The 11,833-nt window shown below is 63.8% G+C and carries 11 protein-coding genes; 7 read left to right on the top strand and 4 right to left on the bottom strand.

The window, feature by feature from the left end; all coding sequences use genetic code 11:
* The first annotated feature begins 539 nt into the window (after positions 1-539).
* The 5 genes from VNH11_13570 (at position 540) to VNH11_13550 (ending at position 7,482) form a co-directional block, all read left to right on the top strand.
* Complete coding sequence (locus tag VNH11_13570; protein HVA47393.1) at positions 540-1,616, top strand: ADP-ribosylglycohydrolase family protein; 1,077 nt, start codon at positions 540-542, stop codon at positions 1,614-1,616.
* A gap of 1,240 nt (positions 1,617-2,856) precedes the next feature.
* Positions 2,857-3,054, top strand: a complete 198-nt coding sequence (locus tag VNH11_13565) for a hypothetical protein (protein HVA47392.1) — start codon at positions 2,857-2,859, stop codon at positions 3,052-3,054.
* Between the two features lie 391 nt (positions 3,055-3,445).
* Positions 3,446-4,204 (top strand): class I SAM-dependent methyltransferase, encoded by a 759-nt coding sequence (locus tag VNH11_13560; GenBank protein ID HVA47391.1) that lies wholly within the window; start codon positions 3,446-3,448, stop codon positions 4,202-4,204.
* A gap of 325 nt (positions 4,205-4,529) precedes the next feature.
* Positions 4,530-6,179, top strand: a complete 1,650-nt coding sequence (locus VNH11_13555) for a DUF1553 domain-containing protein (protein ID HVA47390.1) — start codon at positions 4,530-4,532, stop codon at positions 6,177-6,179.
* Positions 6,180-6,189: 10 nt separating this feature from the next.
* On the top strand, positions 6,190-7,482 hold the full coding sequence (locus VNH11_13550; protein HVA47389.1) for a DUF1501 domain-containing protein: 1,293 nt from the start codon (positions 6,190-6,192) through the stop codon (positions 7,480-7,482).
* A gap of 5 nt (positions 7,483-7,487) precedes the next feature.
* On the opposite strand, the gene VNH11_13545 is transcribed toward VNH11_13550, so the two are convergent.
* From VNH11_13545 to VNH11_13530, 4 genes are all read right to left on the bottom strand, one after another.
* On the bottom strand, positions 7,488-7,901 hold the full coding sequence (locus tag VNH11_13545) for a hypothetical protein (GenBank protein HVA47388.1): 414 nt from the start codon (positions 7,899-7,901) through the stop codon (positions 7,488-7,490).
* Entirely contained in the window at positions 7,891-8,136 is a 246-nt protein-coding gene (locus tag VNH11_13540) for a hypothetical protein (protein HVA47387.1), read from the bottom strand. The genes VNH11_13545 and VNH11_13540 overlap by 11 nt, the downstream gene beginning before the upstream one ends.
* Positions 8,137-8,207: 71 nt before the next feature.
* Positions 8,208-9,551, bottom strand: a complete 1,344-nt coding sequence (locus VNH11_13535; GenBank protein HVA47386.1) for a helix-turn-helix domain-containing protein — start codon at positions 9,549-9,551, stop codon at positions 8,208-8,210.
* A 67-nt stretch (positions 9,552-9,618) separates the two neighbouring features.
* On the bottom strand, positions 9,619-9,807 hold the full coding sequence (locus VNH11_13530) for a hypothetical protein (GenBank protein ID HVA47385.1): 189 nt from the start codon (positions 9,805-9,807) through the stop codon (positions 9,619-9,621).
* Between the two features lie 124 nt (positions 9,808-9,931).
* On the opposite strand from VNH11_13530, the gene VNH11_13525 reads away from it, so the two are divergent.
* Both VNH11_13525 and VNH11_13520 read left to right on the top strand, forming a co-directional pair.
* Positions 9,932-10,645, top strand: coding sequence for a pyridoxine 5'-phosphate synthase (locus VNH11_13525; protein HVA47384.1), 714 nt, complete (start codon positions 9,932-9,934; stop codon positions 10,643-10,645).
* Between the two features lie 83 nt (positions 10,646-10,728).
* Entirely contained in the window at positions 10,729-11,373 is a 645-nt protein-coding gene (locus VNH11_13520; GenBank protein ID HVA47383.1) for a hypothetical protein, read from the top strand.
* Positions 11,374-11,833: the final 460 nt, after the last annotated feature.

Here is an 11,833-nt window from a genome sequence, read left to right as displayed (position 1 = left end):
CTTGTTTCGAGACTTCATCGATGCGACTGCGACGTTGCACATCGACGAGCGGTCGATCGTGGTGCAGTTTCAGAAACGCGCGCACCATCCGCTCTTGATCGCGGCTGGCTTTGACAAGACCGACACTCGCATTCCGTGGCTCGGCAACAAGCGCCTGCGATTTCAATTCGGTTGAAGCGCCGCTATGGTGTAAAGCGATCGACTAAGGTCCCCCCGGCCCCGTTGGATCGGGGGGGGCCGACTCTTAGGTGAATACGGCACTATGGGAATCCAGGCTAGGGAAGCGGGCGGTGGAATGAACGCACGATCCGACGACTCGCGCTTAGAATTGACCATCCGTCCCCGCGGCCGACCAAGAAAGGAGCCGGCCACCCATGAGAACAGTTGCTGACAGCTTTTCCGGGCTGGTTGCCTTCGGGCACCAGGGCATTTTGTTTTTTTGTTTAATACGAATCGGGGCCACACCAACCGCCTGCTGCGGCCGCGCCCTGTTGTAGGTGCGGTGATCTGGCTGTTAAGCTCAGATCATGAACCGACGGTTGCAGTTCAGCTTGAAAGCCCTGCTCGTTGCCACTGGGTTGCTTGCGGCAGTCCTGGCGTTCTGGCGAAGGAGCGATGAGCAGTCCGTGACGACGGTTCCCATAGGGGAACTCGGTAAAACACACGGTGCGCCGACACAATACCGACTGCTCCCGAACTGCGGACTGGTTTCCGACGATACGGAGCATGCCTGCATGGTGGCCCAGGCGCTGATTGCTGCGGGCGACGATGCCGACCGCTTCGCGAATGAGCTGGGCCGGCGGCTCAGGAAATGGCTACTGGGTGCGCCTGCCGGTATTGGGTTGGCGACGCTCAAGGCATCGGTTCGCCTATGCTTGGGCGTGCCGCCGTACCGCAGCGGCGTTTTTTCCGCCGGCAATGGCCCTGCGATGCGGAGCCCCTTGCTTGGCGCAGCAATCGGCGATGTTGAAGAGCTGAGGCGCTTCGTACGCCTTTCGACGCGCGTCACGCACACGGATCCCAAAGCCGAATGGGGCGCAATGGCTGTCGCATTGGCGGCGCGTGCAGCCAGCCAAACATCGCGGGTCGAGCCCCACGGTTTTGCCAGCGAATTGCGGCGGGTGTTGGACGAGCCCGGCGCGGACGAAATGCACGAACTAATCCATAAGGTAGCCGAGAGCGTGGCCGCGGGCGCATCCACAGAGTCGTTCGCGGCGTCGCTGGGACTTGAGCGCGGCGTTTCCGGCTATATCTACCACACAGTGCCGGTCGTGCTGCATGCCTGGCTTGCAAACCCCGGCAATTTTCGTGCGGCCGTGACCGCCGTGATTTGTTGCGGCGGGGATGCCGACACGACCGCGGCCATCACCGGCGGGATCGTCGGCAGTGCCGCCGGGAAGGAAGGCATTCCAGCAGATTGGCTCGCTCGATTCACGGAATGGCCGCGCACGGTGGCATGGATGGAGCGATTGGCCGTGGCCTTATGCGAAGCGCGCACGACCGGCTCCTGCGCGCCGCCGCCCCGCTTGCCCATCTACGGCGTACTGCCAAGAAATGCGTTTTTCGCATCACTTGTTTTAGGTCATGGCTTCCGACGCCTCTTGCCGCCATATTGACAGCGGTGAAGTTCGCCGTATTCTTACGAGCAGTGAGGTAAGCAAAAGTTCCGCGGCGTTCGTTCTCAGGTGGCTCTCCAATGAATCGGAACGGTTCGCGAACGTCTCCGACGGCACGGCGAACATGCACGCCGATGGGACGTCACATGGGTCCGTAGTACCTGCAACAACGACGAACAACTCTGGCACTATAGCACCCGCGGAGTCGAACGAGGGAAGGGATCCAGCCGAGAGGAACGCCGAACAGGATACCTTGCACCGGACTCCGTACCGGATAGGCAAGTCATGTGGACTGGCCGGCGTGCGCGAAGTTGCCAACGATTTTGCGCTCGACTCAAGGCAAGTACCGTATGAGGTAATTCTTCACGTACGGGTCTGTGCGGGGGGGCCCGCGAGGGCCGTCCCTACCGCGATTCCAATTATTGACTCCAACGTATGCCCGACGCGCTACGGCACCTCCCGCACGCATCACGAATGCCCTTGGGATCGTCGCGACTTCGGTTTTCGGCACGGCTTCGCCAAGCTTGAGCATAGTCGGCATGCTGCCGGCGTGGCCGACACGAGAACCCTCCAAGCCAGCCCTACGGTCGGAACGACGTAGGCGGACGATTGACGGCGGGCGGCAGGCGGCCGAGCGACGTCAAGAGTGCCGATGTCGAAACGTCGCAAAGCGATGCAGCAAAATCATTTACGTCGACATGCGGAGAGGCGCCGCACGGGCGCCCGCGACGGCGCCTAAACAAAAGCGCCGCGCGCGCGGCGCTTTTGTTCAGGCGCGCGCCGCCCGCGGCGTGCGGCACGCGCTGGAGGCGCCCCAAGACATCGATGTGCCGCTGACGGACGAGGACCGAAGCAAGAGACCTCTCGTTTACGCGCGCGAACGGGGCCCAAGCAAACGTGGTGAGCGATCCGGCGACGGCGCGCGGTTGGCCCGCTTCCGCTGCGCCCCGCAGCCTGGGGCCCGACCAAGGCTGGGCCGCGCGGTGGCCCCGAGACCAGCGCGGAGCGATTCCCGCGCAGTTGCGACCGGTTCTCGAGCGGCTGGCGTTCGACGCCGACACTTCGCTCAACGCGCTGGCTTGCTTTGGTCGCGCGCTTGCGCCGCGCGGTGGCTCGTGTGTCGAGCATGGCATTAGCGCTTCGCCCACACTTGCCGCACGGCTTCCGGAGTGTCGGCATGTTGATGCTGGTCAAAATCTGCCGCAGCAAGTCCGCGTCTTGGATCTGTCGGACCTCGGGCATGAGCGGCACCCCCGAGAAGTCGTTGCGAAATGCCACAAGAGAGTTCGTAATCCACTATCACAGCGAGCGAAACCATCAAGGGCTCGAGAACAAGATCATCGAGCCGGGGTCCGAGGTCGGCCAGGCGACGGGCGACGTCGAGTGCCGCGAGCGGCTGGGCGGCCTGTTGAACTACTACCATCGCCGCGCCGCCTGATTCTTCTCGCCCGCGCCCCCGCCAACCACCAAGGCTTCCCCCCGGCAAGCTGCGCTCCCGGCGCGCGCACACCGCGGAAAACCGCCCCGACGCCGCCCGCCAGCACTCCGCGTGCCGACGAAATCTTCGCCGACCGACCGTAAAGCTTCGCCGAACCCGGTACGCAGGTGCCGTACACCAACCCGAAGCGCTAGCGAGGAACGTGAAAAAGGCGACAAAACCTCGCTTGCGCTTCGGGTTAGTGTGAAATGGGAACGGGTTCGGCGAAGCTTTACGACCGACCGCCGCCAAGTCCTGATTTGCCACCGGCTTCGCCATCGTCAGAGTTTTTTGACCACACGCCGGCTATACTGAAACGATTCGGTCTCTCCACGTTTTTGCCTTGGCTGCCATGCGAGTGTTGCCTCGAAACCTTGCCTCAAATGCTGTTCGCGACCGCGTCGCAGGCACGCTGCTGGTGATTGCGGCATTGGCCGCTTTCGCCTTCGGCACTACGACCGCGGCCGAGCCGGCATCCGGCCAGACCGCCGCCGTCCCACCGCCGCTGACGGAATATAAGGGCCGCACGATCGCGCCCACCATGACCTATCACGGCGCCGATTGGCTGATTCGCGAATCGCGCGAGAAAGAAGAGCATTGCCGCACGCTGCTCAAGGCGATCAAGCTCCAGCCGGGCGAAACGGTCTGTGATATGGGTTGCGGCAACGGCTTTTACACGTTGAAGATGGCCAAGCTCGTCGGCAAGGCCGGGCGCGTGCTGGCCGTCGATATTCAGCCGGAGATGCTGCACCTGCTCGAGCTGCGGGCCAAGGAGCACGGGCTGAACAATATCGAGCGCATCCAAAGCTCGGTCGTCGATCCGAAGCTGCCCGAAGGCGAGGTGGATTTGATTCTGCTGGTCGACGTCTACCATGAGTTCTCGCACCCGGAACAGATGCTTGTGGCGATGCGCAAGGCGCTGAAGCCGCGCGGCCGGCTGGCGCTGGTCGAGTTCCGGCTCGAGGATCCGAGCGTGCCGATCAAGCTGGAGCATAAGATGAGCAGGGAGCAGATCATGAAGGAAATTCCGCCTAACGGTTTTCGCCTGGTCGACGAGTATGAAAAGCTCCCTTGGCAACACGTGATGTTTTTCGAGCCCGAGGGTGATTAATACGTCACGCGGCCGAGAATCAGACATGGGCGGTGGCTGGGGCAGAGCTTGGTCGGGCGGGGCTGGACTTGCCAAGACGCCCTGCGGCCAAGCGATGCCCCGGTAGCAGCACCACCGGGGCATCGCTTGGCCGCCACGCAATTGAACGGCGCCAGCCGCTATCCGGCCAAGCTCTGCCCCAGCCACCGCGTTTCCTCGCGGCAAAACGTCTCATTCTCGGCCGCGTTCCGCCTGCGGAGCAAGCGGGCTACCGAAACTTTTCCGCCGCAGCCGGGTTTGATCTGATGTCCAAACAACTTGCACTCGTTTCCAAGGTCCAAGTCGCATGATTGCCAAAGCCTTGCGGACAGCGGTCGCAGCCCAATGCCTTATGTGGGCGGCGTTTACGTCGAATCCGGCATCGGCCGATGAACCGTCGGCATCAGCCCCGGCGGCAGCTTCGGAAATCGACCGACTGCTGACCGAGGAAGTCTTTGCCGACTTGCCCGCTGGTGATTCGCCGGCACCGCTGACGACCGACCAGGATTTTTTGAGGCGCGTCTATCTCGACCTTGTCGGCGAACCACCCCTGCCGGGCGAGGTTACGGCCTTCTGCCTCGACTCGTCGCCCACGAAAAGACCCGCGGCGATCACGCGGCTCCTGGCTGACGAGCGGTTCGGCCGCAACTGGGGCCGCTATTGGCGCGACGTCATCCTCTACCGCCGCTCGGCCGATCAGGCCCTGTTTGCCTTGCGATCGCTGGAGAGCTACCTCGTCGAGCAGTTCAACAATCAGCCTCGCTGGAATGAGATCGCACGGTCGTTCATCGTGGCCCAAGGCGAAGTCTTCGAAAAAGGCGAAACGGGCCTGTTTATGGCCCATTTGGCTGAGCCGGTCGAGGTCGCCTCGGAGGTCTCGCGCATCTTCCTGGGCATTCAGATTCAATGTGCCCAGTGTCACGACCATCCGACTGACCGCTGGAAACGGCAGCAGTTCCATGAGTTCGCGGCCTTCTTCCCACGCGCGTCGCTGCGGCGCCGGCAGGGAATGCCGCCCAGCTTCGCGATCGCCTCGCTCGATTTCGGTCCGCAAATGCGCCGCCCCGGCATGATGACCGGCCGGGGCTCGCTGGAACACTACATGCCCGACCTGAAGGATCCCAGCAGCCAGGGCACAGCCATGACGCCGGTCTTCTTCGCCACCGGCCAGCGGCTGGCGACGGGCGTGACCGACAGCGAACGGCGCACTTCGCTGGCGGATTGGCTGACCTCGCCCGACAACCCTTGGTTTGCCAAAGCGTTCGTGAACCGCATCTGGGCCGAATTGGTCGGTGAGGGCTTTTATGATCCGATCGACGACATCGGACCCGACCGGCATTCGTCGGCGCCGCAGACACTCGATTATCTCTGCCAGCAATTCGTGGCCCACAACTACGATGTGAAGTGGCTGATCGAGACCATCGTTACGAGCCAGTGCTACCAGCGCGAGAGCCGGTCGAGGCGGCTGCCAGACCAAGTGCCGTTTACCGCGAACGTGAGCTATCGGCTGCGGGCCGACCAGCTTTTCGATGCGTTGTCGCTGGCCGTGGGCGCCTCTTTCGACCGCGGGCCGCAGAACGCTCCCCGGCCAGGTCCCGGTTTTCGCGGCGGGCCGCGGTTCCAGTTCGCCCAGCAGTTTGGCTACGATCCGAGCGTGCGGCGAGACGAAATCGCCAGCACAATCCCCCAGGCGCTGATGATGATGAACTCGCCGTTGGTCAACCAGCGTTTTTCGGCACGCCAAGGCGAGAGCGTGCTGGCGAAACTTTTGGCCAACACGGAAGACGACGAGGCGGTTGCCGTCGAGTTGTATCTGCGCTGTCTGGCCCGTGAGCCAAGCGACGCGGAATTGGCAGTCTGTGGCGAGCACGTGAAGACCAGCGGCAATCGTGCCGAGGCGTTCGAAGACATTTTTTGGTCGCTGATCAACAGCGAGGAATTCTTGTACCGCAATTAGGAGCCGACTCATGCAAACCGCGATACGGCATCATCTTCAGTTGGCCGTCGACCGCCGTGGCGTCGTCGGTCGGCGCGACTTCTTGCGCACGCTGTCTGCGGCGGGCGCGGCTGGCGGCGCGCTCGGCTTCACCGACGCTCTTAGTCTGCGTGCCGACGAGCTGCGGCGGCAGGGAACGGCCTGCATCCTGCTTTGGATGCAGGGTGGACCGAGCCAGTTCGAGACCTTCGATCCAAAGCCGGGGCACGCCAACGGCGGTGAGACCAAGGCCATCGCCACCAAGATTCCCGGCGTGCAGTTTGCGGAGAACTTGCCGCGGCTGGCCACGGTCGCCGATCGTCTGGCCGTCGTTCGCTCGATGACCACGCGCGAAGGCGAGCACCAGCGCGCGACCTACCTGATGCATACCTCGTACCTGCCGATGGCCAGCGTCAAGTATCCCGCGATGGGCTCGGTCGTCGCCAAAGAACTGCCCAGGTCCGAATGCGAGTTGCCTTCGTTTGTCCGCATCGGACAAGGACTCGTGACGGCCGGCGGCGGGTTTTTGGGCACGCAGTACGATCCCTTTGTGGTGGCCGCCGCGGGCCGCTTGCCGGAAAACACCCGCCCCACCACCGACCTTGGCCACTTCGACCGGCGGTTGAACCTGCTGACGCGCCTGCAAACCGCCCGCACGGGCGGCTCGCCCTCGCCAGGCGAGCACGAAAAGCTTTATGCCAGCGCCTCGCGAATGATCAAGAGCACGCAAATGGAAGCGTTCGATCTGGAGCGCGAGCCGGATGCGGTCCGCTCGGCTTATGGGTCGGGGGCCTACTCCAGCGCCTGTCTGTTGGCGAGGCGGCTGGTGGAGTCGGGCGTGACGTTCGTCGAGGCGGTGTTGGGCAATTGGGACACGCACTTGGAGAACTTCACGCGGTCGCGATCATTGTGCGAACAACTCGACCAACCGTTTGCCGCGTTGCTGACCGACCTGTCCGGGCGCGGCCTGCTCGACAAGACGCTGGTGATTTGGATGGGCGAGTTCGGCCGCACGCCGCGGATCAACCCTCGCGCCGGCCGCGACCATTTTCCCCGTGCCTTCAGCGCGGTGATGGCGGGCGGAGGTGTGCGGGGAGGACAGGTGATCGGCGCGACCGACGACGCGGGCGAGTCGGTCAAAGACCGGCCGGTCAGCGAAAAGGACCTGATCCAGACCGTTTATCAGGCATTGGGCGTCGACAGCCGCAAGGAATACATGAGCCCCATCGGCCGGCCGATCAAGCCCGTCGATGGCGGGCAAGTGGTGCCGGAATTCTTTGCCTAGGCGGGTCAACGGCCGGCAGAGGATCTCTGCGCCAAGAAACAACAGGCGAGCGTGACCAAGCTGCCCACGGCAACTTCGATGGCGGGATGCCCCGACACGCCCCACTCGGCAGCGACGAAATAGTTCGGCGCCGCGCCGAGCGCCGTCAGTTCCAGCGCGATGACCAACGCAAAAGCCAGCGGCGGATTCTGCAGGCGACGCTGCCGGTAGCGATGTGCGGCCAAAAGTGCCGGCACCACCGGAAAAAAATAGAGCGCGAAGTACAATCGCTCGTCGTCGACCAGGAAGAGCAACGCCACCAGCGCCGCATTGATGAAGGCCAGCACCACCGCCGCTTCCAAAAGGTCGAGCAAGGTTGGCCAATCCGACTCGACCCACAGACCGTCGCTGGAAGGCGCGGCGTAGGGGTTAGGTGGCATGCATCTTGATGGCCGCGTCGGGATCGTGCGAGTTGCCCGCCAGTTCGGCGGCGGCCGTCTCCACCGCCTCTTTTTGCGCCTGCTGCCATTTCGAGAACGGGACGGCGTTGTGGCGCGCGCAACGCGGGCAATGATTCAGGATCTGCTTCTTGCCCAGCGGCGCGATGGGAATAAAGACCACGGAAAACACCAGCCAGGTCTCGTAGTTCTCCAGCCGACCGGAACGCCTGAGCAACTGACAGAATCTGTCAGTTGGCCAATGGTGGGGGGTGGCCCGCCGTGTTCTCGACGAGCACGGTCATGTCTCTATGTCTCCAGTCCCAACTGCACCAGCCGGCGATAGAACCGAGGACGTGTCATGCCCAACAGCCGGGCGGCTTTGGTCTTGTTGCCCTTGGCACGTTTGAGTGCCCGCACGATCAACTCGTGCTCGACCTTGGCCAGATACTCTTCCAACACGATCTTCTCGTCCGACTTGGCCGGACGCGCGCTCGCTTGGGCCGCCAGCGCCAGGCGCGGAGGAAGGTCTTGCAAGCCGATCAGCGGGCCTTGCGCGTGAAGGTGCGCCTCGCTGATCACTTCTTCCAACTCCTGCAAATCGTTGGCCCAGGCATGGTCGGCCAGGCGATCGTGAACTTCGGGCAAACATCCCCCTACCTGCTTCCCGATCCGCAGATTGGCCTGCTCGACGTACCACTGCACCAGCAGCGGCAGGTCGGCGAGACGCTCGCCCAATGGCGGCAGCTCGATCGAAAGCGTGCTCAACAAGCAGGCCAGGTCGGCGCAAAACACGCCCCGCCCCGCCAACTCGCCCAACGTCGAACGCGACGTGCTGATGATGCGGGCCGCAAACCGGCCGCCCGACAACGACCGAGACAAATCGTTCTGCGCCGCCTCCGGCAAGGCATCGATATCGCCCAGCAGCAGCGTCGCGGGGCGCTGTTCGCCCGACTTGCTGCGGGCCAAGGTGCGCAAAGCCGCTTGCAGCAGATCCGCGTCGAGCAGCGCCGAGGCCAGCGGCACCAATGGGCCGGCCGCGCCGGATCCGCCGTAGTGAATCGCACGGGCCAAGTGCTCGCGGTGACTGCCGGGCGGGCCGACGATCAACACGCTGGCCGCACTGCCCGCCGCCAACTTGGCCTGCGCCCGTGCTCGTTGCATGACGGGGCTGTCGCCAAGCAGCCGGTCGACGTGATACCGCGACGCCAGCTTTCTGCGATACTGTTGCAGCCGGGCGTGCAGCCGCGTGGCACTCGCTCCCGCCTCGTCGTCGACCGCCGCGCCGCCGGGACGGACGGTCGCCAACACCAGCCATGCACCGTCAGACGCCTGAAGTGGAACGAACTCGATTTCCCGCGCTGCGCCTGGCGACGTCGAAGGCAAGACCACCTGCGCCGTGGTCCGTCCGCCGGCAAAGACCTCGGGCGGCGGGCAAAGTGCGGCGGCGACGGCGGACGCTGCCGGACCCTCGGCCGCGGTGCCGTACTGGCATTGCTGTCCGACGAGTTCGTTGGCCTCGATGCCGAGCCACGACGCGCAGGCATCGTTGAGGAACACGATCCGCCGGTCGGCCGCGACGACGTAAAACGGCTCAGCCGCGGCGGAGAGCAGTTTTCCCAAGGCGTTGACGCTGGCACGAGAGGCGGGCATGAGAGAGGGTTCAGGGTTCAGGGTTCAGGGTTCAGGGTTCAGACGCGTTTGGGGCAGCCATCGCCCCTTATTGCATCATAATCCCCGCCATCAGCGCCGCGGCCACCACGGTCTCGGCCAGGCCGGCCGCCTGAAGCAGCCGGGGATCGGCCTCGGAGAGCAACTCCTTGAACTGGCGAGGAAAGACGCTCAGCGCGAACCCTTCCGCCAGCAAGATCGACAAGGCAATCAGCGTCAACCAACGCGCGGTGTCCATGAATTTGTATAATAATTGAGAGGCGGCGAGTCCCGGCGCGCCGGGATTCCTTTTGCGTGAGCTACCAGGTCAGGCGATATAATCTCGGCTTTTTGCCGCTTTCACAAGCGGAGGACGAACGTTTATGGCAAATCTTGGCGTCAACATCGACCATGTGGCGACCGTGCGCCAGGCCCGGCGGACCTATGAGCCCGACCCGGTCTGGGCCGCCGCCTTGGCCGAGTTGGGCGGCGCCGACGGCATTACCATTCACCTGCGCGAGGACCGCCGCCACATTCAAGACCGCGACTTGCGGCTGCTCCGCGACACGGTGACGGTCAAGCTGAACCTGGAAATGGCGTGCGCCGACGAGGTGGTGGGCATCGCCTGCGCCGTCCGGCCGCGGCAGGCGACGCTCGTGCCCGAAAGCCGTGAAGAGGTGACCACGGAGGGCGGCCTCGACGTGCTCGCCCAACGCTCGAAGGTGGCCGACGTGGTGCAGCGATTGCACGACGCCGGCATCGAAGTGAGCCTGTTCCTCGACGCCGACGAGCGGCAGATCGACGCGGCCCGCGAGCTGGGCGCCGACGCCGTCGAGCTGCACACCGGGCAATTTGCCCTGGCCGGCCACGGCACGCGGCAGCAGCGCGAGCTCGACAAGCTGGTGCGCGGCGCGGCGCGAATTGTCGCGTGTGGCCTGACGCTGCACGCCGGCCACGGCTTGACCTATCGCAACGTGCTGCCGGTGGCCCGCATCGCAAACATGTGCGAATTGAACATCGGCCACAGCATTGTCGCGCGGGCCCTGATGGTCGGCTTCCAGCAAGCCGTGCGAGAGATGAAGGATTTGGTGAGCTGAAAAGAAACCGAGTCGCCGCCGCCATGTACCTGTCGGATAGCATGATGAACGCCGCCCTGGCGTTGGTGGGAGAATAGGCGGCTATGAGTTTATCAAGTCCGGAAGACGAACGGCGGGCGGGAGAGCAAGCAACTCCCACGCCGCCGAAGAGCCTGGACAAAATTCGCTCGGCACTGGCGTCGATTCAGGAGCACGCGCCCAGCGGAGCGACCGTCGGGCCGTTGGCGGAGGGACTCAAGCCGGAAGACCGCCTGGTGATCGCCTCGTTTTACGACCGCGAGGTGCGCAAGCGGTTCCAGGACTTGTTGCTGGCCCACGGCATTTCGTCGTCGTTCCGGCGCGGCGACGGACGCGATCAGGTGCTGGTCGATATGAGCGACCGGCAGCAGGCGGCCCGGCTGCTCGACGAGCATCTGGCCGCCAACCCCGACCGTCCGCAAGGCCGCGGGCGCAGAATTGTCGACTTCGTGCTTCTGGGCGCCGTGCTGGGAGCCACGGTCAGTGCCTGCTTTGTGCTGGAGAAGAGCTTTGCCCGCATTCAGGCCCAGTGGGGGCTGGTCATGGCGTCGATTTTCGCTTTCACGGGCTACGGTGCGATTGTGGGCGGCCTGCTGGGTTCCTTGAAAGACCGGCTGCACGAGCGCGGGCGGCTGCAATTCACGATTCTCGACCTGCTACTGCTATCCGCATTGACCGCCCTGGCGGCGCTGGCCTGGCGGCTGTGGTAAGGCGAAACTAAAGGGGCTGGCGACGCGGCTTGGCCTCGAATCGACCCTCCGCCCCCGCGGCCGCCGCCAAGAACCAAGATGCGTGGGCCATTACAAATGCACTCATCACCTTTAACTGCCGATGACTTTGAGCGGGGCGTATGCTACTGCTTTCAAATCAGCTATGCATCGGATGCCCATGGATCGATATGGTTCCAAGCGTCGGAACCGGACGCCGCTACGATGCGCTGGCATTACCAAACGGAACCGTGTCGGAGTGCCTACTCTTTCCTCAATCTCTTTCGAAGGCCAGACTTTGTGCTGCTGGACCATGACGAGAAAGAAGTTCTTCGGATCCGTCGACGTACGCGCTTTCCTCCTCGCTCCGACATACTCCAAAACGGCGAAGTCGTGGGAACAATTCGGTTGCGAAGCGTCCTTCTGAATAGATACAGTCTCGTCCTCAAAGCGGGACCAACAT

The sequence above is a fragment of the Pirellulales bacterium genome, from assembly GCA_035533075.1.
Classification (GTDB): Bacteria; Planctomycetota; Planctomycetia; order Pirellulales; family JAICIG01; genus DASSFG01.
This window is presented reverse-complemented; position numbering and strand designations above follow the sequence as displayed.

Coding starts and splice junctions, on each gene's coding strand:
- VNH11_13550 (HVA47389.1), top strand. CDS start 6,190: ATGCAAACCGCGATACGGCATCATCTTCAGTTGGCCGTCGACCGCCGT.
- VNH11_13525 (HVA47384.1), top strand. CDS start 9,932: ATGGCAAATCTTGGCGTCAACATCGACCATGTGGCGACCGTGCGCCAG.
- VNH11_13530 (HVA47385.1), bottom strand. CDS start 9,807: ATGGACACCGCGCGTTGGTTGACGCTGATTGCCTTGTCGATCTTGCTG.
- VNH11_13520 (HVA47383.1), top strand. CDS start 10,729: ATGAGTTTATCAAGTCCGGAAGACGAACGGCGGGCGGGAGAGCAAGCA.
- VNH11_13555 (HVA47390.1), top strand. CDS start 4,530: ATGATTGCCAAAGCCTTGCGGACAGCGGTCGCAGCCCAATGCCTTATG.
- VNH11_13560 (HVA47391.1), top strand. CDS start 3,446: ATGCGAGTGTTGCCTCGAAACCTTGCCTCAAATGCTGTTCGCGACCGC.
- VNH11_13535 (HVA47386.1), bottom strand. CDS start 9,551: ATGCCCGCCTCTCGTGCCAGCGTCAACGCCTTGGGAAAACTGCTCTCC.
- VNH11_13565 (HVA47392.1), top strand. CDS start 2,857: ATGAGCGGCACCCCCGAGAAGTCGTTGCGAAATGCCACAAGAGAGTTC.
- VNH11_13545 (HVA47388.1), bottom strand. CDS start 7,901: ATGCCACCTAACCCCTACGCCGCGCCTTCCAGCGACGGTCTGTGGGTC.